This is a genomic window from Pseudomonas sp. MDV22-iso1 (genome assembly GCF_058145095.1).
The window spans coordinates 19196-42637 of the sequence record NZ_JBYVMF010000002.1 but is presented as its reverse complement, the minus strand read 5'-3'; the positions used below and the strand labels follow the sequence as shown (position 1 = coordinate 42637).

Here is a 23442-nt window from a genome sequence, read left to right as displayed (position 1 = left end):
GGTCTGTTAAGCACTGAATCTTCAGGAGCAAGGCTGCCCCATGGATTATTTTGGACCACACATTTTCGGCTACATGATTGCACTGCTTCACACGCTTGGCTCGATCGCCGCCGTCCACGCCGTGCTGACCGTACGCACCGCACAGGGATCCATCGCCTGGGCCCTCTCGCTGGTGTTCATTCCCTACCTGACGTTAATTCCCTACCTGGTTTTTGGTCGCAGCACCTTCGACGGCTATATCAAGGCGCGTCGCCAAGCCAACGAAGAGATGCGCAAAGCGATCTCCGAGCTGAACTGGCGCCCTTGGGTAGAAGAAGCGCTCACCGCACGCGCCTCGAACGCCTATGCGTCGTTACGAGCAATGCCCAAGCTGGGGCGCATGCCGTGCCTGGCCAACAATGAAGTCAGCTTGCTGATCAACGGTCAGGCTACGTTCGAAGCAATCTTCGACGCTATCAGCCACGCCAAAGAAGCGGTTCTGATCCAGTTCTTCATCATCCACGACGACCGTCTCGGCCAGCGCCTGCAAAACCTTTTACTGAAGAAAGCCGCTGAAGGGGTGGCGATTTATTTGTTGTACGACCGAATCGGCAGCCACTCGCTGCCCCACAGCTATGTGCAATCGTTGCGAGATGCAGGTGTCGAGGTCAAAGCGTTCGCCACCCGAAGCGGCTGGCTCAATCGCTTCCAGGTCAACTTTCGTAACCACCGCAAGATCGTCGTGGTGGACGGCGTGCTCGGCTTCGTCGGCGGGCACAACGTCGGTGATGAGTACATGGGGGAAAAACCCCCGCTCGCCCCGTGGCGTGACACTCACGTCCAAGTGCGCGGCCCCGTGGTGGCCTGTATGCAGGAATCCTTCGCGGAGGACTGGTTCTGGGCCGCCCGCTCGCTACCACCCCTGATTTTGCCGGATGTCTATCCAGATGACGGCGTACTCTGCCAATTGCTCGCCAGCGGCCCTGCAGACGCCTACGAGACCTGTTCGTTGTTCTTCGTGGAGGCCATTCACGCGGCGACGGAACGGGTGTGGATCACCAGCCCCTATTTCATCCCCGACGAAGCCGTATTTGCCGCCCTGCGATTGGCCGTGTTGCGTGGGGTGGACGTGCGCCTACTGTTGCCTTCACGGCCCGATCACCGAATCGTCTACGCTGCCTCCAGCCTTTACGCCTTCGAAGCGGTACGAGCCGGCGTACGAGTGTTCCGCTACCAGCCTGGTTTCCTGCATCAGAAGGTGGTGCTGATCGACAGTGAAATCAGCGCTATCGGCAGCGCCAACATGGACAACCGTTCGTTCCGGCTTAACTTCGAAGTGATGCTGCTAACCGTCGACAGTGTGTTCGCCGGCGAAGTGGAACAGATGCTCACCGACGACTTCGCGCAGGCTCACGAGATCGCCAAAGAAGAAAGCCGGGAGACCCACCGCCTGCAACAGGTCGGCATGCGGATCGCCCGGCTCATTTCACCGATCCTTTAAGGCGTGTAGATGTCGTCGCGGGTCCATGGCAATTCATGGCTGCCATCGGGGTGAGCTTTGACGGCCAGGATCTGGTGGAGATTGATCCAGCCCCTGGCGAACGCGTAAGCGCAGCCAGCCAGGTATAACCGCCAGATCCGCAACGCCTGCTCCGGCACCTGCTTGGCAGCCGCTTCCAGATTGTCCTCCAGGCGCTCGCTCCAATGATCGAGCGTTCGTGCGTAATGCAGGCGCAAACTTTCGACGTCGACAATTTCCAGACCCGCTTCACTGATCTCGGCAGAAATCATCGACAGATGCGGAAGCTCGCCGTTAGGGAACACATACTTCTCGATGAATTCACCGGCGCCACGCCCCACCGGACGGCCATCGGTGTGCTTGGCGGTGATGCCGTGGTTCATCACCAGACCGCCCTCTTTCACCGCGCCGAACAGAGTTCTGCAGTACTCGGCAAGGTTGGCGTGACCGACGTGTTCGAACATGCCAACACTGACCACCTTGTCGAACCGACCGTCCTGAGGCAGGTCGCGATAGTCGAGCAGTTGCAGTTCCACCAGGTCATCCAGCCCTTCGGCCGTCACACGCTCCCGGGCGAGGGCCAGTTGCTCTTTACTCAGTGTGATGCCGAACACCCTGGCGCCAAACTCCCGCGCGGCATAACGCGCCAGGCCACCCCAACCACAACCAACGTCCAGCAGATAGTCGCCGGGTTGCAGCCGCAACTTGCGGCACAGATGGCGGAATTTTGCTTGCTGGGCTTGCTCGAGGGATTCGCTACCGGTCTCGAAATACGCACAGGAATACGCCATGTCGCTGTCGAGCCAAAGCTGATAGAACGCGTTGGAAAGGTCGTAGTGGTAGGAGATTGCCTTGGCATCGGTTTCCTTGTCGTGAACCGTGCGAACAGGCTGATTGTCGTCGTCCTCACCCACCAACGCCTGACTCCACTCGTCGACGATGCGAATGACATCGCTGATGGACCCTTCCAGTTCGAGCTTCCCTTCGACAAACGCCGCTCCTAGCGCGTCAAGGGTGGGATGGGTGAGCTGGGTAACCATTTGCGGGTCCTTGACCACAATGGTGACGCTCGGCGTCGGCCCCAGATTGTATTCATGGCCGTCCCAGAGTCGCAGGCGTATCGGTAACTGCAGATTCTGTAAGGCCGGTGGAATGTGCGCGAGCATGGAGAATCCCCCTTGTTTCAGACGTCTGATTGAGAGGGTAGACCATCCTTGAAAAATAGCTGGCTATCGAATTAATAGCCGTTTTCTATGATTCACTGCGGCGATAAAACCACCGCTGCGAACCCACAAAGTCCTTCGCCCTCACGCAGATGACTGCAAAGTTGGCGTGCAGTTCTGAAAATGTTCATTGAGCACTCATGTCCTCTTTCATTTTCAGCAGAGGCTCCTGGAAGCGCAACAAACGCCCGGCATTCCCCAGCACCAGCAACGTACTGAAGTTATGCAGCAAAGCGGCAATCATCGCCCCTGCGGCGCCGAGCCAGCCAAACGCCGCGAAGGCTACAATCGCGAGGGTCCAGCCCAGGCCAATGATCACGTTGACCTGCAGTGTGTGGCGACATTGGCGGCTTAATCGCACACAGGTTCCGAGCCTGCGCAGGTCACTGCCGATCAGCACGATATCGGCTGATGCCAGTGCAATGTCAGCGCCACCCGCGCCCATGGCCACGCCGACTACGCCAGCCTTCAGCGCCAGTGAATCGTTGATCCCGTCACCGACCACCATCGGCCGGAAGCCGCTGCCGATTTCCTGCAGCACACGATTCAGCTTGTCCTCAGGCAGCGCCTGCGCTTCGACATCTTTGATGCCCACCTCTTCAGCCAGGGTGTGCGCGACACTCTGGCGATCACCCGTCAGCAGTAGCTGGCGACCCAAACCCAACTCCCGCAACTCGCTCAAGGCAAAACGCGCCTCGGGTTTGACGGTATCCGCCAGCAACAACCACGCGAGGAATTCGCCATCGAGCGCCAGGCCGGCAATCGGTCCGTCGTGTTCAGGAACGGCACTGGTGGTAATACCCAGTTGAGCGAACAACTCTGGCCGACCCAGCGCGGCTTCCCCCGCCTCGGTCATTGCCACCACTCCAAGCCCCTGCCGTTCACGAATGTCCGAGAGCAGCAGGAAATGCTCCTGGCCGACCAGGCCAGCGAGCGCACGGCTGACCGGATGACTGCTGGCGGCCCCAAGGCTGGCAGCCAGATTCAGCACCTGACTACGATCCGCCAGCGGGCTGTCGATGGATTGCAGGCGCAAGGTGCCGAAGGTCAGCGTCCCGGTCTTGTCGACCACCAGCGATGTCAGATCAGCCAGCTCTTCCAGAAACGCAGAGCTGCGAATCAGGATGCCGTGTCGAGCCGCAACCGCCACGCCTGCGATTGCCGTAGCCGGCGCTGACAGCACCAGCGCGCAAGGACAAGCCGCCACCAATACCGCGAGCATCGCTTGCGCGTCATTGGTGATGAACCAGGTGACGGCAGCCAGTAACAACACCAGCACCATGTAGCTGCCCGCGTAGCGTTCCAGCAAACGGGTAATCGGCGGCTTGGAACGCTCGGCGCTTTGCATCAGCGCGATGACTTTACCCAACGTCGATTCATTGCCGGTGCGGGTCACCTCGATGCGCAACAGACCATCGAGGTTGATCGCGCCGCCAAAGACCGGCATGCCGACACCGGCCTCCATCGGTACCGACTCACCTGTAATTGACGCCGTGTCGAGGCTCGCCTGACCGGACAGCACACGACCATCGGCCGGCACTCGATCACCGGCTCGCACCTCCACAATGTCGCCAGCTTTGAGCGTGCCGTTATCGACTTCGACGATGCTGCCATCCGCCTGGACCTTGCGCGCATGACTACGCGTCAGTTGGCCCAGCGCATGAATGGCTTCCTGCGAACCGATGACACTGCGCTCTTCCAGTACGTGACCGAAGATCATGATGATCGGCAGCAAGGCGGCGGTCAGGAGATCGCCAGTGGCCCAGGCGCCCAGCATCGCCAATGCAATCAGTTGATCGGTGATGCCGTGCAAGCTGGGATATCGCAGGCTGTACCAGGCCGAACGCATGACCGGGATGGCCACCAGCACGGAAGCAAATCCCAGCAGTAACTGACTGACGCCTGTCTGCTCGGGCGACAACCAGCGCCAGACCAGGCCGAGCGTCAGCAGACCCAGAGCGAGCATCGCCAGGGTCAGTTGGCGTGCGGCACTGCGTTGTTCAGCCGAGGACAACATGCTCGGTGCCGCGGCGGTGTGCGCAGTCATTGTGCTGCTCCCTGAATGATCAATCGTGAATCGTCTTTCGGGTTGACCGTGGTAACAGATCCAGCCTGGCCGAGAATTGTTGGCATTCGTTCACGGTAAATGCGCAGCAGCATTTGCGGGTCGGTTCCCTCCTCCTGCGCCTTCGCCAGGCTCAAAACGGTCGCTGTGTCTGCCGAGGCTTTGGCCAATCGTTCGCTCGCCTGGGCATGAGCCACTTGCAGCGAACGGTCGGCTTGCTGATTGGCGGTCTGGGTGAGTTTCTCGGCCTCGGTGCGCGCGTTGGCGACCGCTTTGTCGGCTTGCTGACTCGCGGTCAAAACGGCGTTGAACGCGTTGACCGCTGGCCCCGGCAGGCTCGATTGAACGTCGACGCGCGCCACCTCAATACCCACGCCCTGCCCCGTCGCTGTCAGTTCGGCCAAGCGCTGATTAATGCCTTGCACCAGATCACCCCGAAGCCGTTCGCGGCGTTCGGCCGCCTGATTGTCGGCGCCGATCAATTCGGGACGGGCGACCAGAATGGTGTCCAGATCGCGAGCTGCCGTGAGGGCGACGGCGCTGCGTGTCACCAACCGATCGAGTGCCGGCAGTACATGATCGCCTTGCAGGACGAAGGCATACGGGTCGGTGACTTTGTAGAACACCCGGACATCCAGTTGCACCACTCCCGCATCCCCGGTCAGCAGGTAACCGGAGCCCGCTAGCGCATCGCTGATCGGCGTCGCAAAACTTGCCACTCGATCAGCCTGCAGGGCGACATCACTGCGCAAGAGATTTTCTACACGACGCTCGATAACACGGTCCGCCGCTGGCAGCAGGATCACTTGTTCAAACGGTCGCGGCCACGCGAGCAACAACCCCGCATTTTGAATTCGATCCAGCGCACCAAAGTGCAGAACCACCGCGCGGTTCTGCGGATCAATCTGCCGCACATTGGAGAATGCCCACGCCAGCGCGGCTAACACCGTCACCACGTACAACCCCAGAAATGCCAATCGCCCCGCTTGAATCCAGGGGCTGCTCAACTCATTTGTTCCACGTGGAACCCTGTTCATGGCTGCAACCCAGTCTTGTTTTCGAGCGTCGGCGGACCGTCCACCAACACGCGAAATGGCGCTGCATCCGTTCGCAAAATCAACTTGGTTCCTGGCGTGACGATCGTGCCCAAGGTGTCCAGAGAGCGGAGCAAATTGTAGAGCTGCGGCGAACCCGCGTAAGCGCGACCATAAATCTGCGCGGCTTCAACCCGGGACTGGGCTTCGATGTCAGCGGCTTTCACCGTCGCATCCGCTTGGACGATGCGTGCATCACGTTCTGCGGCTGAGCGTATTTGTGCGGCTTCGCGCTTGCCGATCGCAGTACGTTCGGTGGCGATGGTTTCTCGCTCGGCGCGCATTCGATCGACCGTCGCGGTCAACGTCACCGAGGGCAATGTCAGGCGTTCAATCCCCACCTGCAGCACACGCACCCCGTAGGTCGCCAGCAACTGCTGATCAATTTGTTTGCGCAGTTGCGTTTCGAAGTCAGCGATACGGACCTGATTGGCGTCGGTGTTCACTAGATTAGCCAGGTCGAAACTGCTGGCTGTGGTTTCCAGCGCCGAGCCGACAAACGTACGAATCTGCCGGGCCGCTTCATCCGGCTGGTTTTGCACCGCGCGCATGAAGCGCTGGACGTTGTCCGGATCACCTTGCACCTGCCACGCGACATAGGCCTGGACGATGATCCGCAGACCGTCCCGGGTGCCGACATCCTGCAACCCGCTCGACGTAGTGCGCAGTCGAAGATCGACAGGAATCGCCGCTTCGAACGGTGCCGGCCACCGCCAGCCAAGACCCGGTTCAAGGAGCACTCGCGACGGGTTGCCGAAGCGCGTGATCACCGTGGCTTCCCCGGAACGCACTTGCACCAGACTTGCCGCTGCGATGGCAAACGCTACCAGCAATGCCGCCCAGCCCATGCGTCGCCACGGGAAAGGACCCGCTTCCTCGGGAGCACCGTGGTGATGGTGATGTCCATGGTGATGCCCGCCATGACCGTGTTCATGGCCGCTGTGGTCATCGTGATCGTGAGTATGCGACTGGCTCAATGGGCAACTCCTGGCTGAGCGGTAGAGCGTGCTGGCACAGGGTCAGCTGGCAAGGTGAAGGTACGGAGGTCGATGGTGGGTGCGTTACCAGTGCCGCCGCCCAGACGATGATCGAGGATCAACAATCTGGCGTTGGCGAGACCTTGTGAGAGCTGACTTAAATACTGCTCCAGCACGAAGGCCTGACCGGCACTGTCGAAGGCTTTTTGTTCTGCGGAAAATTTCAGATCGGCAGCCTGAGCAGTCGCGTTGATTTCCCGGGCGCTGGCGGTTGCCTGATCGCGCGCCATGCTGGCCTGTAATTGCGCTTCATTGGTAGCCTGCGCCGCCGCACCGCGCTCTCGGGAGATCAATGCTTGCGCGCCGATCTGCGCAGCTTGCACGCCGTGATAAGCATTGGCTGCACCCGCCGGCGGGTGAATCGCCTCGACCACGGTCGCGAGAATTTCGACGCCACTGTCCAGTTTCTTCAGGTCTGCCTGCACGGACCGACCGATCTCTTCGCCCAGCCCTACCCTGTCATCACCGAGTAACCCATCCAGGGTGCGCGACGCAAAATCGTGAACCAGAATCCGGCTGGCCGTGCTGCGAATCAATGTGGGTATGTCAGCGCTGTTATAAGTCGCCGCCAGCGCCGCCTGATCAGTCAGGCCGATGCGATAGACAAAGCGCACGTCCATGTTAACGATCTGGAAGCTTTGTTTGTCCGCGCGGCTACTGGCGATAACTTGGGATTTATCGTTCACATGACTGGCGTCCCACAAGCGATTGGCAGTCGTTGGGGCCGGGCCTTCCGCAGGGTCGGCCAGAACCGGTAATGGGTTCTCGCCGACACTGGTGGCCAACTCGTGAACCACGCCATTTTCAACGCCCAATACCCGGCCCAACGGCCACGGTAATCCGGCATGTAAACCAGGGCCAAAGACCTCCACCGGCTTGCCGAAACGTTCGTAGATACCGCGCCCTTGCAGCGGTATTTCATGGATGCCCGTCAGTGCCCAGCCAACAATCGACACGAAAACCACCACCGGCACAAACGCCCGGCGCATGAACGTGAAGGCCCAGATTTGCCGCAAGTCGATACCAAAACGGTTATGCAATTCATGCTGCAGCGCCAGCAACGGTTGCGGTGGCCAGCGCAGCATTTCGGCGACAAAGCTTCGCGCCAGCAGCGTTGGTTCTAGTTGCTCGCGGCGGGGACTGAACAGCGACAGCACCGCGCGTAGCAGCAACTCGATCGCAACAAGTCCTGGCAGCAAACCGATCAACACCGCCAGTCGCACGGGCCACACTGCTGTTTCACCCGCAAACAACAGGCACAGAGCGCTTAACACCAGACAGATGATGGAGACGCGTGTCAGTTGCGCCAGCGCCCCGGCTTCAGGCCACTGTGCGGTGTTTTCCTGGGCGAGTTGGCGTTCGAACACCAACAACCCGAATGCCAGCAACAACGACAGCGCCGCGCCAACATGGGCCGCCAAGCCTAAGGCGATGGGCGGCAATGCCAGGTTCCAGACCTGGCTTACGCTGAACAGCACCAGAAGAGCCCACCCACCAAGCCACAGTGTCGGTGGGCCGATCTGCACCAGTGTGCGCAGCCATCGTTCATTGATGCGGTCCAACAAGCGCTCATACCAGCCCAACGGCACAGGCTCGTCATCCGTAACGATGGCGGGCACCCCTGCTGGCGGGTTCAACGCCCTCGCGCGCCATTGCGTCACGAACCGGGCCGATTGCAGGCCGGCAATCAGCACCAGCAACCCGGCACTCTGATTGACCAGCAAGGCAGCCCAAGGTGATTGCGCTGAAAACAGCCTGACGAAGAAGGCCAGTAGCAACCCGCCAGCCACGATGGCGCCCAAACCGATCAGCAACTGACGCAATCGTCGCCCCTGGAAGACTGCCTGTTGAAAGCGCGGCAGTCCCGCGACTACCACCTCTTCTGAATCGAGATCGACTTGCATACCACCTCAGATTGTTTCGCACGGTGCTCAATTCGTTACGATATAACGAAAGTAGTGAAATATTTGTACTTAATTGCTCTATCAAAAGCGGCGCAAGCTGTCGCTTGGCTGAAGCCTTGACCGAAACCTGCGGCATCGCACATATTACGTTCGTAATTTTATCGCCCAACTACTTTTAACCCTTCCCGATCCCTTTCTAGCCAGGAGTACAACATGAGCACTTATGACGTCGTGATTCTCGGCGGTGGCCCCGGTGGCTATAACGCAGCAATCCGCGCCGGCCAGTTGGGCCTGAAAGCCGCCTGTGTTGAAGGTCGCGCCACACTCGGCGGTACCTGCCTGAATGTCGGCTGCATGCCCTCCAAGGCGCTACTGCATGCCTCTGAACTCTACGAAGCGGCCATGGGATCGGAATTCGCCAACCTGGGTATCGAGGTCAAACCCGTCCTCAACCTTGCCCAGATGATGAAGCAGAAGGATGAAAGCGTGACGGGCCTGACCAAGGGCATCGAGTTTCTCTTTCGCAAGAACAAAGTCGACTGGATCAAAGGCTGGGGGCATATCGACGGACCGGGCAAGGTCACGGTGACAGACAGCGCCGGCGGTAAAACCGAACTGAGTGCCAAGGACATCATCATTGCCACCGGGTCCGAGCCCACCCCCCTGCCGGGCATCACCATCGACAACCAACGCATCCTTGATTCCACAGGTGCGCTGTCACTGGCCGAAGTGCCGAAACACCTGGTGGTGATCGGCGCCGGCGTGATTGGCCTTGAGCTGGGTTCGGTCTGGCGTCGCCTGGGTGCGCAGGTGACGGTCATCGAATTCCTCGACCGCATCTGTCCCGGTGTGGATGCCGAGGCAGGAAAGACACTGCAACGCTCGTTGAGCAAACAAGGCATCAGCTTCAAGTTGAGTTCGAAAGTCGTCAGCGCGACCACCTCGGCGAACGGCGTGCAACTCAGCGTTGAACCCTCGGCGGGTGGCACTGCCGAGTTGCTGGAAGCCGACTATGTGTTGGTGTCCATTGGGCGCAGACCCTTCACTGAAGGCCTGGGTCTGGAGAATGTCGGCCTGGCCACCGATAAACGCGGCATGCTCGAGAACAAGGGCCACCGCACGGAAGCCGCTGGGGTTTGGGTGATCGGTGACGTGACCTCCGGGCCGATGCTTGCGCACAAGGCTGAAGACGAAGCCATGGCCTGCGTCGAGCAAATCGTCGGCAAGGCTGGCGAAGTCAATTACAACCTGATTCCTAACGTGATCTACACCCGGCCTGAGCTGGCGAGCGTCGGTAAAACCGAAGAGCAATTGAAGGCTGAAGGCCGTGCTTACAAGGTCGGCAAATTCCCCTTCACTGCCAACAGCCGGGCGAAGATCAACCATGAAACCGAAGGCTTTGCCAAAGTCTTGGCTGACGAGCGAACCGACGAAATTCTCGGCGTGCACCTGGTCGGCCCGAGTGTCAGTGAAATGATTGGCGAGTACTGCGTGGCAATGGAGTTCAGCGCGTCGGCGGAGGACATCGCCCTGACCTGTCATCCACACCCAACGCGCTCTGAGGCGTTGCGGCAGGCGGCGATGAATGTGGAGGGGATGGCGACGCAGATGTGATGGCGCACTGAAATATTTGTGTTGCCTGTCCGGTCGCCATCGCGAGCAGGCTCACTCCTACAATGGAGCTGTGACAATTTGAGAGTTGCTTGCTCGCGATGGCAGCAACTCGGTCTACAGCGGCAGATGCTCCAATGGCAACCCGCCCGGTGCCTTGACGGTGTGAATCGCAAAGTTGCTGCGAATGTCACTCACGCCGGGCAATTTCAATAAGCTCCCCGTCAGGAACCGGTCATAACCGCGCAGATCCGGCACCACGACTTGCAGCAGAAAATCCGATTCCCCCGACACAAGAAACGCCGAGATCACCTCGGGCAGTGCCGTTACAGCCACTCGAAACGCTTCGGCCTGTTCATCATTGTGGCGTTCAACCTTGACTCCGACGAACACCGTCAAGCCCAGTCCGACTTCGTCACGGTCCAGATTGGCCTGGTAACCGCGAATCACCCCCGCCTCTTCAAGCATCCGCACGCGCCGTAAACAAGGCGATGCGGACAACCCGATTTCGTCAGCCAGTTGCACGTTACTCAGTCGGCCGTCTCGTTGCAGCGCTGCGAGAATTTTACGGTCGTAGGCATCCAGTTTCATTTTTGGCAGATCTCGATGGCTTGATCGGAAATACGTGGCAGATTATGCCAATACTGACTCCATTAGAAGCAATCATCGCAACCACCTGCCCCACCCTTGCATCCTAGACTGTCACTACCAAATCGACGACGAACGGGTGCGACATGGATGGACTCTGGCTGTTTTTCATGGCGTTGGCGGTTGTGTTTTTGCTACCGGGACCGGACATGATTCTGCTTTTGCAAACCGGTGCGCGACAGGGCAAATCTGCTGCGCTGGCGACCGCTATAGGCTTGGGCATCGCCCGAGGTTGCCATGTGGCGCTGGCGGCGTTGGGGCTGGCGGTGCTGTTCAAAACAGCGCCCTGGACGTTTGACGTGGTGCGGCTGGCGGGCGCTGCGTATCTCTTGTGGATGGGGATCCAATGCTTGCGAACCACCCTGCTGCCAAACCTCGACAGCAGCGTTACGGCACCCGCAAAGACGCGGTGGCGTGAGGCGATTCAGCGAGGGTTGCTCACTAACCTGCTGAACCCCAAGGCACTGTTGTTTTGCTCGGTATTGTTGCCGCAATTCATCGACCCTCACGCCGAGTCGGTGCTTGCGCAGTTCGCGGTACTCGGCGTGATGCTGGTCAGTGTCGGCTTGTTGTTCGACAGCGCATACGCGCTGGTCGGCGCTGCGATGGGCCGATGGTTGCAACGCAGTCCTTCGGCTCAACGCTTGCAGCAATGGGTGTTCGGCAGTTTGCTGATCGGCTTCGCGGTGCGACTCACCTTTGTTCAGCAAGCGTGATCAAGCTCGCGCCTTGCGTTTGCGGCGATTGATCAGCACCAGGGCCAGCGCGGTAAACGCCACGACCCCACCCATCTCCAGCCACTTCTTATAAGGCCGAAGCGTGGCGCGGATCGGGTCTATCGCCTGAGTCACGTAACGTCTGTCGGCCTTCTCGAAATCTGGATAAGGGCAACTTTCACCGAAGAACACCGCCCATTGCACATAGGGTCCTTCTTTAACGTAACGTTGATAGAAGGCTGTTTTTTCTTGCGGATCGGAATTCCATCCTGTTGCCGCACACAGTACCGCTGCGAAGGCTTGGCTGGTATGAGGCAGATTGTCGGCGGCGCGACTGGCCAGCGCATTGGCCACGTAGCGGTAGTGATAGCGCTTATCAGGTTGTGCGACGCTGGCTTGCTGACGGTTCACTTCCTCTTGAGCCACCAGAGGGCCAACGTTCAGCTCGGTATTTTCAAGGCTGTAATTGCCGCCGAAGGTCGCGTAATCCGGGGACATTTCGTAGCCCAATAACTCCATGCCGTTGTAACGAGCGAGTTGGGCGGCATGAAAATAAGCAAAGGCACGCTTGGTTGGCCACCACTTCGATTCGGCGTCGTTGCGCACCTCTGCATACCACTTGGCCGTGGCGTACAACCCGATACTGTCAAAATACACGGGCGCTTCGTCATAGCGCCCTTCCCGCAACAAGCGGCGCCCCAGCAGGTTACGCAACTTTGCAGAAACCGACAGAGGCGCGACATCGCTGTCCTCCTGACCGGAAGCGGTCATTGCATAGTCAATAAGATCCTGCTGACTGAAGGCTTTCGGTACCGGGACTTTCGTATCCACGTACTGCTTGAGTTCATCGACGGTCAACACGCGCTCAGCCACGGTGGCTGCATCGAGCCAGTAAATATCCCCGCTGTGATACAGCTGATCGAACGCCTGCAGGTAATCACCGCGCTGCAAGGCCAGAATCGCGCTTTCACCCTCGACCCGACATTTCGGCTGCAATGTTTCATAGTCGAATTCCGGCGTGCGTCGATCCCCCCAGGATTCGGTTTGCGGGAATGCCTGAGCCGCCTTTGCATACGCTGCGGCGGCAGCGACTTTATCCCCATCGCGCAGCGCCAGTTTCGCCCGTAGCCACCATGCTAATCCTCCGTCCCCTGCGTGCTCGAGGAACGCTTTGGCGCTGGCGTAATCACCTTGCTGATAATTGACCGCCGCCAGCCGATCAGCGTTCTCGAGGCTACCTCGCGTGCTGTTTTGCAGCAGTTTGATCAGTTTCAGTTCATTGGGTGGCTGATCACCAAATGACCAGCCCAGACGGCTGATCAAGGACGCAGTCACCAGTTGCTGCACCGGTTTTCCCGTGAGCAACTGCGCTAACGGTTCTTCAGACATCGCGGCCAGTTCGGCGGTCAGCTGTTTCAATGAGCTGTAGCCCACCGGCGATCCATGGAGATTCTGCGTGGCATAGAGCTCGATGGCGCTGTTCCAGTCGCCCGCCGTTCGCGCCACACGAGCTTCTTCGCCGAGACTGGCGACACCCAGTTCCAGAGGATCAATGAAGCCGTCGATGCTTAACTGTCGGGTTTGCTGAAACGCCTCACGAGCCTGAGACAGAAACTCTGAGGCCGCGTCCGTATCGGCGCCCATCGCGAACAGCGCGCGGCCCAGGGAGTACGCGGCCCATGTGCTTCGCAAGGCTCGCTGATCCGCTGGAAGCGCCAGCACTTTATGGAAATATTCGGTCGCGAGCGGGAAATTCCCGGCGTTGAACGCTGCAGCGCCTGCCAGATACAACCTGAGTTCCGCCGGTAAGTTCGCACCCTGCATTTCGACCTGATGTGCATCCGTCAGCCCGCGAAGCTGTTTCACTATTGCCTGCTGGTCTTCGGTCAAACCCGCCAGCTCGGCTTGGCTCCGTTGCTCCACATAGTCCGCCCCATCGCCGTAGCCGACATCAGGTGTGCGGGTGGCAACGGTGACATTCTTGAGCCCGGCAATGGCATGCCCGAGGCGGCTGATCTCGAAGCGGAAATTACCTTCCGGCAGCTCCGCCAAGGTCTGGGCACGATTGTCGAGCAGGCGCATCGGAAAGTCCGGCCCGCAGGCCAGTGCTGAACCCAGCGGTAAGCCAAGGCTCAAGCACAGGAGATGACGGGGCCAGTTACGGGTGAACATTTGAAGCTCCTTGATCGATTCGTGCGCAACGAGCCCAACCGATAGCGCGTTGTTCGCCGGCGAGTATGCGACCCTCGCTCAGGCGCGTGAAGGTCAGCACATCCGGAGTCTGTTGCAACGCATAACCTGCCAGCGCATCGGCACCTTCACAGTTTTTCACGGCAAGCGTTACACGCGAGGGCCAGGCTCCGTCGAGATTGCCCTGGTTGAGCACGCTGATGTCATTGAGACCTTCTTGCGCTGAGAGTTCGATCGTCAGGCGACGTTCTAACGCCTCACCCCGAGCCACAGCACCCAAGGTCGTCAGGCTCCAGGCCCGGCGGTCGTTTGCCAGCGGCAATCGGAACCAGATCAGGCCCGCCAGATGCGCCGGCGGATCGTCACGAAGATCACGAGCGAGCTCGCTGAGCTGTCGAGGGTCAGCCATCAACTCTCGGCGCTCCCCGACCTGCTCGAGGGTCACTTCACTTTCCACAACAGGTGCGCCCATGGTCTGTGGTAGCAAGGCAACGCCATAGGCGGGAAGCGCAAGATAAAACGGCTTCGACGTCACACGGTTCCATTTCTCGACCCATTTTTTGGTCTGTTCCACGTGGAACAATCCACGTCTTGGATCACTTACCGCATGCACTTGCAACACGCTGCTGTCGACGGTCGCCAAGAGCGCCGGCAACTCAGGGCTGTCGAGCCAGGCTGGCAGCGCGGTAATGCTAAGCGGCAAGGAGGGAGGCAAGGCACTGCGCAAATCACTGAGAAATTTCTGATAATCCGGCAGACGAGCATTCCCTGCGTCGTGGTCGATTTCCACGCCAGTGACAGTCAACCCCTGCCCTTGCCAATCGTTGAGCAACTGCAGAATCTGCGCGGTGATTTCGGTCGGTTCGAGGGACTTGAGTTGACCATCGAGGCGAATAACCGCAATCAGCGGTCGCGCGTCCCGCTTGAGCAAACCAGGATCGATACGCGCCCTGCTCCAGCCTGCTTGAGGGAATGCCTGCAATGCCAATACGCGTAGGGTGGAAAATTCCGCGCGGCTGTCGCGCAACGCGATTTCGTGCGCCGGTGTCCATTGGCGCTGCCAGACATAGAGTTGCTGATCGAGCGGCGGTGCGTCGGGTTGTTCACAGCCATTGAGCAACAGCACCGAAAAGAAAATGGCCCATGGGCGCACGCGGGAAAACATAAAACACCTTGAGCAAAAGTGATTCTGTAGCAGCTGCCGAAGGCTGCGTTCGACTGCGCAGCAGTCGCGAATCTTGATGCTCAGTTTAAAGGGATCTCGCGATACTTGAAATTGACGACGGCTGCGCACGCGAACGCAGCCTTCGGCAGCTGCTACAAGTTATTCATAACGAGCAGGCGGCTACAGGTTTTCTCCCAAGGGCTTGCGCGCAATGATCACCTGGCTTTTCGCGACCACGGCATCCAGTGCCTGTTTGATCTGCGCGCCCCTTGGCGAAGCAAGAATGGCCTGCCAGGTATCGGCCCAGTGATTGAGCAACGGATGGTCAGCGTTGCTGAAATCAACCTTGGCTTCCCAGAACAACAGCATCCACATCGACCAGTAAAACCCGTATTGGCTGTGGCTGATCACCTCCAGTCCAGCGTCGCTCACCATGGCTTTGAACTGCTCTTCGCTGATGATGCGAATGTGGTTGGGCTTCTGGAAATACTCAGGAGCCGCAATGTCTTTCTGCAGGTCTTCGGAACTCGGGTGCGGACAGCTGAGCAGGTACAGCGCACCGGGTTTGCCAACACGCACCAGTTCAGCGAGAAACTGCGCTGGGTCGTCAACGTGCTCGATGACCTCAGTCGACACGACGCGCGTGGCGGTCTCGTCGGCGATAGGCAGCGGGTTGCAGTCGGTGACATGGCACTCAACACCCCGAGCCGGTGTATCACTCAGTCGCTGACGCGTTGCTTCGACCTTGGACGCGTCGATGTCGGCGATGATGATCTTCGCCCCGCGCATTGCGCAGAAGTGCACGTTGCCGCCGTCACCGCAGCCAACGTCCAGCAAAGTGTCCTCGGGCGTCACCGGAAAACCGGTGAACAGTTCGCCGGTTTCCTGATTGAACCAGCCACTGAGCATCGCGTCATGCAAGCCGAGCATGTATGGATCAACCTTCTCCGGTGCGGGCACGACGGGTGCCACAACCGGTGGCACGGGAGCGGGCGTACCCGCCGTGAGTTTCTTCAAAAGGCTCAGCATGAGGTAGCTCCAGAGGAAGGGACGGCGGTTCGGGACAGGCTCAAGCGCTGCACCAGCGAGGCGCCTCTGTTACGCATGGGCATTTCGACGAAGCGATAGTTGAGTTCGCTCAACAGCGCGATCAGGCCGAACGCTATCAGCAATGTCAAAACAGGATGGCCCGCCGGGCTCGGCAGGTTCGCGGCCTGCAAACGGAAAATCACTTCACGTACCAGCAGGTAAGCCGGAATGTGGATCAGGTAGATCCCGTAAGAGCGGCTACCGACCCACGTCATCAGGTTCTTGAACAGCCCGCGAGGCATCAGGTAATCGCGATTGTAGGAAGCGATCCACACCAGCAGCGCACACAACAGCGCAATCACACCGATGCGGCAACTGGTGAAAGTGAAGCGGTCGGTGGCCATGAAACTGAGCGCCAACGACACCCCTATCAACGTCGATAACCCGGCCCACGGACGACGCAGAAATGCCGGTTCCCAGCGCAGGTATGACGGCTGCGAACTCCACATCGCCAACAGCACGCCGAGGGCTAAAGCGTCGGTTCGGACCACCATCAATATCGGCGTGCGCAAGGTGAACAACTGCACGGCGACCAAGGCGAGCAACGCCCAGACCAGATGCTTGCGACACACCAGAATCAACAACGGGAACAGCAAGTAGAACTGCTCTTCCAGGGACAGGCTCCAGTACACGAAACTGGTGCCGTATTCGTAGTGGTAGAAGCTGTCGGCGAAGCGGAAATTGGCGTACTGCGCCACCCCCGCCAACGTCGCCTGCAGGTTCGCGTGCAGCGTGCCGAACGCGCCTGAGCGGTTGAGAAAAATACACGCCAGCAACATCAGCGCCAGCCACAGCCACGCCGACGGCAACAAGCGAAACGCCCGTCGCAACCAGAAATTACGCGTCTGCTGCCAGTACTCCTGACGGGTGCTGCAACCCTGTAATGCCGGTATCAGACTGCGCGCGATGACGAAGCCCGAAATAGCGAAAAACAAATCGACGCCCCACCAAGGCTGGGCGTACAGGGTGATGGCTTGCAGCAACGGTACGCTGGCGGCAAACAGACTGTCCTGCAAGTGATGAAACAACACGCCCAGCACCGCAATACCGCGCAGCAGCTCAATGTCCATGATGCGTTTTTCGTTGCTCATGACGTCCTCCTGGACGCAGTCTCGGTCGCCAGTGGCTTGCGAGCGATGATCACCTGACTCTTGGGCATGAACTCATCGAGCATCTGCTTGATGGCCAGCCCGTTGGGTTGAACCAAGAGGTCTTGCCAGGTCTTCGCCCAGCTCTCCATCAGCGGTGGATACGGCGCCTGAATCCGGTCACGCACGGCACCACCCACATCACGTCCGGCGGCCCGTTCACTGGCCCAGAAAAAGATCATGCCCATGACCCAGAAAAACCCGGTGGCTTGACGGTGCTCGATCACCAGGCCGGCCTCTTCGACCAGGGCAGCGAACCGCTCGGGGGTAAAAATCTGCACATGGTTGGGGGACTGATAGTAGCTGGCCGGAGCGATGCCCTTTTGCAGATGCTCACCCACCGGCGCCGGAACGCTCAGCAAGTAAAGCGCACCGGGCCGGCCCATCCGCACCAGTTCCGCCATGAAAGGTTCTGGCTGATCGATGTGCTCAAGCACTTCCATGCACACCACTTTGCTCGCGCAACCGTCGGCCAGCGGCAACGGCAAACTGTTACTGACGAGGCCCAGATTCGGTTTGTCCGATTGCGCTTCCACTTGCCGGGCGAGGTCACGAACCTTGTCGTGTTCACTGTCGGTGAAAATCACCGACGCGCCCTGGCGCACTGCAAACAACGTCGCCACGCCTTCGCCGCAACCAACATCGAGCAAGGTGTCATCAGCGGTAATGGCAAAGCCCTTGAGCAGTTCGCCGTTGTCACCGAGAAACCAGCCATCGAGCATCGCATCGTACAAACCGACGTCACGAGGCGACACAGGACTGTCGGGAATTGCCACGGGCAACGGCGCCGGCGGCGCGGGTCGCCACTTTGCCAGCAGACGCCGAATCATGCGCCGGACACGTGCGAGGAAGGCGATTTGCGATGCTCCAGCAACTGTTCAAGAAACACCTTCAGACGCAGTTCGGCGCTGGCCTGACTGCAAAAACCCTTCAGCCTGTGGACCGCATGGGCCGACATCCTTTCATAGCGTTCGACGTCGTGTTTGGCGACGTCGTAGCTGGCGCGATAGGCCGAGCACAGCGAGTCCCAGTCAGTGACGTACCGCAAGGTGCGATAAGCCACTCGGGGATCGTGGGGCCAGGCGGTCAGCTCGTCGGTGGAGTCGACAATGAACGCATTCTCGCTGTCGACATAGTCGGCCATGGCCGTGTTCAGAGGGGCGATTGCCGGTTTGCCGCAGGACATGAACTCCATCAGCGGCAGGCATTGTCCTTCACCGTAGGAACAATTGACGACATAGCTGGTGGCCTCGACCAGGCGTTCGTAATCGACATCCGCCAGATAGCCATGGATCAGCACGATGCGGCACTGATAGGACTGATTTTTATAGACGTGGTGCAGCATGTCGTTCAGCGCGTCGGCGATGTCATGATGAGTGAGCTTGAGAACCAGGGTTGCATCCGGCACGTCGCGGAACGTGGTGCAGAACGCGCTGATCATGTCCTTCCAATTCTTGCGCCCGTCATACGGATTGAACACCGAGGTGTAGATCACTCCCTCAAGCAGCAGCTCATGATCAAGCGGCGGTCCGTCAAAAACGATGGGGGTGCCCTCACGCAAGCGTTCAGGCCCGTAAGGCCGAACGTCTGCGGTGCGGCTGTCGATCAGCAACCCTCGCAGATTAAGACGGATGTCCTGCGCGACCGGGCGCTTTTCCAGTTGTTCGCCCAGCGCAGCGAAGCGATCCCAGACTGGCGCCGGAATGGCGCTGATCGGGTAGTCAGATCCCATCGCATTCCGGACAGCGTTCACGGTGTAACTTGAATGGGTGATGGCCGTGCCGCTGGACGCCAACACCACTCGCCAGTCATGCCGGGGTTCTCCTTGCCAGCTCTCGGTGGGAATGGTGCTGAACTCCCAGGCGAACACGGGAATCGTCGGGCACGCGTAGTGAGTCGGCGTGAGGTGCGGCGGAGAGAAAGACAAGAACACGCAGTCCTCGCCCCTGCTCTGGCAATCGAAATACAACCGGTCAACCAGTTCGTCCGGGTCGCTGACTTCGATCACTTGCCCCAGTCGCTCCAGTACCGGCCGAAACTCCTTGAGGACGAAGTAATAGCTGTACTCGGGCCGTCCCAGGTTCTGCTGGATATTGCTCTTGTTGGTTTGCGAATGAATGATGATCAGCATGATGCAGTCCCCGCTTCGACAACCGCTGGGGTGATTTCGCTGACAGGCGACTTGCCGAAAAATTGCGCCAGACGCTGCTGCACGGGAGCGAAACTACAGTACTCGCGCATGCGCTCATTGGCGGCTTCAGCCATGGCGTGCCAAGCCTCTGGCCGATGTTTGGCCATGGCGTAGCTGTCCTCGTAAGCGGCTTTCAATGAGCCCCAGTCCGGGCGATGGCGCAAGGTGCGATAGAGGATGCGTGCATCTTCCGGCCAGATCGTGGGTTCCTGGCTGGACTTGACGACGAAGGCCACGCGGTCGTCGATGTAATCGCGCATTGCCGTGTGGTCTGGCGCGATTACTGGTCGGGCGCAGGACATGAATTCCATCAATGGCAGGCACAGGCCTTCGCAGCGTGAAGCGTTGACGTAGAAACTCGCCGCGCCATAGAGCCGGGCAAATTCCTCGTCCTGCAGATACCCGTGCATGACCACCACACGGCAGGCAAACGGGGACAGCCGCGAAAGCAAAGTCATGAGTTCGACGTAATAGGTCGACAGGTCGTTGTGGGTCATCTTCAACACAAGCGTGGCGTCTTGCGCATCACGCAACGCCCAGCAAAATGCAGTGATCAGGTGGTGCCAGTTCTTGCGGCCATCATCCGGGTTGAACACGCTGACATAGACGACGCCACTGACTTCGATCTCGACCGTTTCACTGGCAGGGGGCAACGTCTGTTCCGGCGTTTCGAGCACTTCGATGATCGGTGCTTCCACCGGTTCCGGATCAAGTGCCTGCGGTGGTGGCGACCTCCGGAGCCTGGCCAGAAATGGACGCACAGCGTCCGGGACCAGATCACGTACAGCTTCGCGGTACCACATCAGCAGGTTGTGTTTGAGCAGGTACGGCACCGAGTGCTCACTCTCGGCCGACAGCGCCCGGTAGGCTTCACGCATGTAGTGCCGGGTGATGAACAGACGGCGCCGAACGGTGAGTGGGGGCGGTGCCGGAGGCTCAACTTCTGGTTCTACGATTTCCGGTAGCGGCACGTCGACAACCGGTGCAATCAGGCCATCGGCGGACAAGCCCATTGAATGGCTATCGAGGATACAGCCCTTGATTTGCAACGTGGTGCCAGGATTGATCGGCGTACCCGGATACTGCTGACGGATATCGGCAAAGCGTTCCCACAACGGCGTGGGTAAGACCAGCACCGGAAAGTCTTCACCCAATGTTCGGCGGATGGCTTCGGCGGTGTGGGTGGACAAGGTGATTACCCGGCCCAGCCGCGCCAACGTCTGGCTCCAGTCGTGGCGTGGATCGTTGTCCCAGTACTCGGCGGGTATGCTGTCGAACTCCCAGGCGACCACGCACACCATCGGGCATTGCAGATTGGTGGGGGTCTTGTGCGGTGGAGAGAACGAAATGAACAGGCTGTCCTGACCGGTCTGTTGCAGCTGCCGGAACAGCGGATCGACGTCCGCGGGCGACGAGACGACATGAACCTGCCCCAGGCTTTCGAACAGCGGTCGATAGGCCTTGAGCACAAAGTAGTAACTGTATTCCGGCCGGCCGAGACTCTGGCTGATGGAGCTGTCGTTGACGTCGGAGTAAAGAATGAAATTCATGGCATCCCACGGTGAAATCGCCATCCCGGCAACCTCACGCTATGACGGTGAAGCCACGGATCGGGACAGCGTTGCTGTCCTCGTCCATCGTCTTCATGCCCGCCTTCGTTCTTGTTTTAGTGGTCAGTTTCTCGCCGTTTCAGAGTGGCGTAACCGAGCTCTGGATAATCATGGCGAGGGGCATTCTAAACACATCCGTTGAGGATTCGTGAACCGCCCGGCGAGAATAAACAGGGCTACGCTAACGAGAACTGACCGGTCACGGATGGACTTGTTGAAATTGCCGCGCAATTGGCACAGATTGGCTACCAAACAACTACAACAAATCATTTCGCCTGTCTTTGGACCAAGGAAGCCACACGGTCCTTCAGACATCTCCGTATAGCCAATGGGGAATGGCCGAAATGTATGACCAAGGGGCTGCTGTTTGAAAAAGCGTCTGTTCGTTACGGGTCTGACTGGATTCGTAGGACAACACATCCAATCGCGTCTGCTGGCGAATACCTCGGATTGGGAGCTTCTGTCTGTCCCTTGCCGATACGATCTCAGCGAGCCGGCAAGCCTCGAAGGCTTGTGGCCGCAAATGCCCGATGCGGTTATTCACCTCGCTGGACAGACCTTCGTTCCCGAAGCGTTTCGTGATCCTGCACGCACGCTGAACATCAACCTGCTGGGCACGCTCAACCTGCTCCAGGCCCTCAAGGCCCGAGGCTTCACCGGCACGTTTCTGTACGTCAGCTCCGGTGATGTCTATGGCCAGGTCAGCGAAAACCAACTGCCCATCACCGAACTGCAACCGCCCTGCCCGCGCAACCCTTATGCCGTGAGCAAACTGTCGGCGGAATTCCTGAGCCTGCAATGGGGCTTGAGTGAAGGCTGGCCGGTACTGGTCGCCCGCCCGTTCAACCACATCGGGACAGGCCAGAAAGACAGCTTCGTCATTGCCAGCGCCGCGCGCCAGATCAGCCGGATCAAGCAAGGCCTGCAAGCCCCGCAACTGGAAGTCGGCGACATCGACGTCACCCGCGATTTTCTCGACGTGGGCGATGTGGTGTCGGCCTACCTGGCGCTGCTGGAGAAAGGCACTCCGGGGCAGGTCTACAACATTTGCTCGGGCCGTGAGCAAAGCATCCGCAGCTTGATCGAACAACTGGGCGACCTTGCCCAGGTCGACATTCAACTGATTCAAGACCCTGCACGACTACGCCGCGCGGATCAGCGTCGGGTGTGCGGCAGCCCTGCCAGGCTCGTCCAGACCACAGGCTGGACACCTGAAATCACAACACAACAAACCCTGCGGGCGATCCTGTCCGACTGGGAGAAACGGGTAAGACAAGAATGACAAAAAGTGCACTGATCACAGGGATCACCGGCCAGGACGGCGCTTATCTGGCCAAACTGCTGCTGGACAAAGGATATAAAGTCCATGGCCTGGTAGCGCGTCGCAGCAGCGATTCGCGCTGGCGTTTGCGTGAGATGGGGGTCGAGGCCGATATCGTTTACCTGGACGGTGACATGGCCGATGCCTGTTCGGTGCAGCGCGCGGTTATCAAGTCGGCCCCGGACGAGGTGTACAACCTGGCAGCGCAGAGCTTTGTTGCCGCCTCCTGGGATCAACCCGTCACCACCGGCATCGTCGATGGTTTGGGTGTCACCCACCTGCTCGAAGCGATCCGCCAGTTCAGCCCGCACACACGTTTCTATCAAGCCTCCACCAGCGAAATGTTCGGCCTGATCCAGGCAGAACGGCAGGACGAAAACACACCGTTCTACCCTCGCAGTCCTTACGGCGTTGCCAAGCTGTACGGCCACTGGATCACGGTGAACTACCGCGAGAGCTTCAACCTGCACGCCAGCAGCGGCATCCTGTTCAACCACGAGTCGCCACTGCGCGGCATCGAGTTCGTCACCCGCAAGGTCACCGATGCCGCCGCCCGCATCAAGCAGGGCAAGCAGCACGAACTGAGCCTGGGCAACATCGACGCCAAGCGCGACTGGGGTTTTGCCGGCGATTACGTCGAAGCCATGTGGCTGATGCTGCAGCAGGACAAGCCCGATGACTTCGTGGTCGCCACCGGCGTGACCACGACCGTGCGTGAAATGTGTCGGATCGCTTTCGAACACGTCGACTTGAACTACCGTGACTTCGTGAAAATCGACCCGGCGTTCTTCCGCCCGGCCGAAGTCGAAGTACTGCTTGGTAATCCCGCCAAAGCGCAGCGTGTGCTGGGCTGGAAACCAAAAACCGACCTGGATACCTTGATCCGCATGATGATGGATGCGGACATGAAACGCGTCGCCAAGGAGTAGGCC

18 protein-coding genes are annotated in these 23442 nt (G+C 59.3%); 5 read left to right on the top strand and 13 right to left on the bottom strand.

The features are described from left to right. The first annotated feature begins 40 nt into the window (after positions 1 to 40). Positions 41 to 1480, top strand: coding sequence for a cardiolipin synthase (gene cls / locus AC3ZVB_RS02545; RefSeq protein ID WP_490145706.1), 1440 nt, complete (start codon positions 41 to 43; stop codon positions 1478 to 1480). Here the strand turns inward: cls and cfaB are convergent. The 5 genes from cfaB to hflK (AC3ZVB_RS02520) all read right to left on the bottom strand — a co-directional run bounded on the left by cfaB (position 1477) and on the right by hflK (AC3ZVB_RS02520) (position 8821). Next, a complete protein-coding gene (gene cfaB, locus AC3ZVB_RS02540; protein ID WP_162437642.1) occupies positions 1477 to 2664 on the bottom strand; it encodes a C17 cyclopropane fatty acid synthase CfaB in 1188 nt (395 codons plus the stop codon). The genes cls and cfaB overlap by 4 nt on opposite strands. A gap of 184 nt (positions 2665 to 2848) precedes the next feature. Continuing rightward, positions 2849 to 4768, bottom strand: coding sequence for a cation-translocating P-type ATPase (locus AC3ZVB_RS02535; RefSeq protein ID WP_490145705.1), 1920 nt, complete (start codon positions 4766 to 4768; stop codon positions 2849 to 2851). Next, positions 4765 to 5823, bottom strand: coding sequence for a protease modulator HflK (gene hflK / locus AC3ZVB_RS02530; RefSeq protein ID WP_490145704.1), 1059 nt, complete (start codon positions 5821 to 5823; stop codon positions 4765 to 4767). The genes AC3ZVB_RS02535 and hflK (AC3ZVB_RS02530) overlap by 4 nt, the downstream gene beginning before the upstream one ends. Further along, entirely contained in the window at positions 5820 to 6857 is a 1038-nt protein-coding gene (gene hflC / locus AC3ZVB_RS02525; RefSeq protein ID WP_162437639.1) for a protease modulator HflC, read from the bottom strand. Before hflC ends, hflK (AC3ZVB_RS02530) begins: the two co-directional genes overlap by 4 nt. After that, a complete protein-coding gene (gene hflK, locus AC3ZVB_RS02520; RefSeq protein ID WP_490145703.1) occupies positions 6854 to 8821 on the bottom strand; it encodes a protease modulator HflK in 1968 nt (655 codons plus the stop codon). Before hflK (AC3ZVB_RS02520) ends, hflC begins: the two co-directional genes overlap by 4 nt. A 213-nt stretch (positions 8822 to 9034) precedes the next feature. Between hflK (AC3ZVB_RS02520) and lpdA the strand changes: the two genes are divergently transcribed. Next, positions 9035 to 10435, top strand: coding sequence for a dihydrolipoyl dehydrogenase (gene lpdA, locus AC3ZVB_RS02515; RefSeq protein WP_490145702.1), 1401 nt, complete (start codon positions 9035 to 9037; stop codon positions 10433 to 10435). 114 nt (positions 10436 to 10549) lie between these two features. Here the strand turns inward: lpdA and AC3ZVB_RS02510 are convergent, their stop codons facing one another. Next, positions 10550 to 11023 carry an Lrp/AsnC family transcriptional regulator gene (locus tag AC3ZVB_RS02510; RefSeq protein ID WP_162437636.1) on the bottom strand — a complete coding sequence of 158 codons (474 nt, stop codon included), beginning with the start codon at positions 11021 to 11023 and terminating at the stop codon, positions 10550 to 10552. Positions 11024 to 11166: 143 nt separating this feature from the next. On the opposite strand from AC3ZVB_RS02510, the gene AC3ZVB_RS02505 reads away from it, so the two are divergent. Continuing rightward, positions 11167 to 11796: a LysE family translocator gene (locus AC3ZVB_RS02505; RefSeq protein WP_490145701.1), complete on the top strand. Its 630-nt coding sequence runs from the start codon at positions 11167 to 11169 to the stop codon at positions 11794 to 11796. Here the strand turns inward: AC3ZVB_RS02505 and AC3ZVB_RS02500 are convergent, their stop codons facing one another. The 7 genes from AC3ZVB_RS02500 to AC3ZVB_RS02470 all read right to left on the bottom strand — a co-directional run bounded on the left by AC3ZVB_RS02500 (position 11797) and on the right by AC3ZVB_RS02470 (position 21129). Next, positions 11797 to 13968 carry a hypothetical protein gene (locus AC3ZVB_RS02500; protein ID WP_490145700.1) on the bottom strand — a complete coding sequence of 724 codons (2172 nt, stop codon included), beginning with the start codon at positions 13966 to 13968 and terminating at the stop codon, positions 11797 to 11799. Continuing rightward, complete coding sequence (locus AC3ZVB_RS02495) at positions 13955 to 15151, bottom strand: DUF3142 domain-containing protein (protein WP_490145699.1); 1197 nt, start codon at positions 15149 to 15151, stop codon at positions 13955 to 13957. Before AC3ZVB_RS02495 ends, AC3ZVB_RS02500 begins: the two co-directional genes overlap by 14 nt. Positions 15152 to 15331: 180 nt before the next feature. Next, positions 15332 to 16180, bottom strand: a complete 849-nt coding sequence (locus AC3ZVB_RS02490) for a class I SAM-dependent methyltransferase (protein WP_162437632.1) — start codon at positions 16178 to 16180, stop codon at positions 15332 to 15334. Next, positions 16174 to 17331 carry an acyltransferase family protein gene (locus AC3ZVB_RS02485; RefSeq protein ID WP_490145698.1) on the bottom strand — a complete coding sequence of 386 codons (1158 nt, stop codon included), beginning with the start codon at positions 17329 to 17331 and terminating at the stop codon, positions 16174 to 16176. Before AC3ZVB_RS02485 ends, AC3ZVB_RS02490 begins: the two co-directional genes overlap by 7 nt. Continuing rightward, positions 17328 to 18218, bottom strand: a complete 891-nt coding sequence (locus AC3ZVB_RS02480; protein ID WP_490145697.1) for a class I SAM-dependent methyltransferase — start codon at positions 18216 to 18218, stop codon at positions 17328 to 17330. The genes AC3ZVB_RS02485 and AC3ZVB_RS02480 overlap by 4 nt, the downstream gene beginning before the upstream one ends. Continuing rightward, the gene (locus AC3ZVB_RS02475; protein WP_490145696.1) at positions 18215 to 19519 is read right to left on the bottom strand and encodes a glycosyltransferase; all 1305 of its coding nucleotides are present in this window, start codon (positions 19517 to 19519) and stop codon (positions 18215 to 18217) included. Before AC3ZVB_RS02475 ends, AC3ZVB_RS02480 begins: the two co-directional genes overlap by 4 nt. Continuing rightward, a complete protein-coding gene (locus AC3ZVB_RS02470) occupies positions 19513 to 21129 on the bottom strand; it encodes a glycosyltransferase (RefSeq protein WP_490145860.1) in 1617 nt (538 codons plus the stop codon). The genes AC3ZVB_RS02475 and AC3ZVB_RS02470 overlap by 7 nt, the downstream gene beginning before the upstream one ends. 427 nt (positions 21130 to 21556) lie before the next feature. Here AC3ZVB_RS02470 and AC3ZVB_RS02465 point away from each other — a divergent pair, with 427 nt between their 5' ends. Both AC3ZVB_RS02465 and gmd read left to right on the top strand, forming a co-directional pair. After that, a complete protein-coding gene (locus tag AC3ZVB_RS02465) occupies positions 21557 to 22471 on the top strand; it encodes a GDP-mannose 4,6-dehydratase (protein WP_490145695.1) in 915 nt (304 codons plus the stop codon). Continuing rightward, positions 22468 to 23439, top strand: coding sequence for a GDP-mannose 4,6-dehydratase (gmd, locus tag AC3ZVB_RS02460; RefSeq protein WP_162437627.1), 972 nt, complete (start codon positions 22468 to 22470; stop codon positions 23437 to 23439). The genes AC3ZVB_RS02465 and gmd overlap by 4 nt, the downstream gene beginning before the upstream one ends. Positions 23440 to 23442 lie beyond the last annotated feature (3 nt).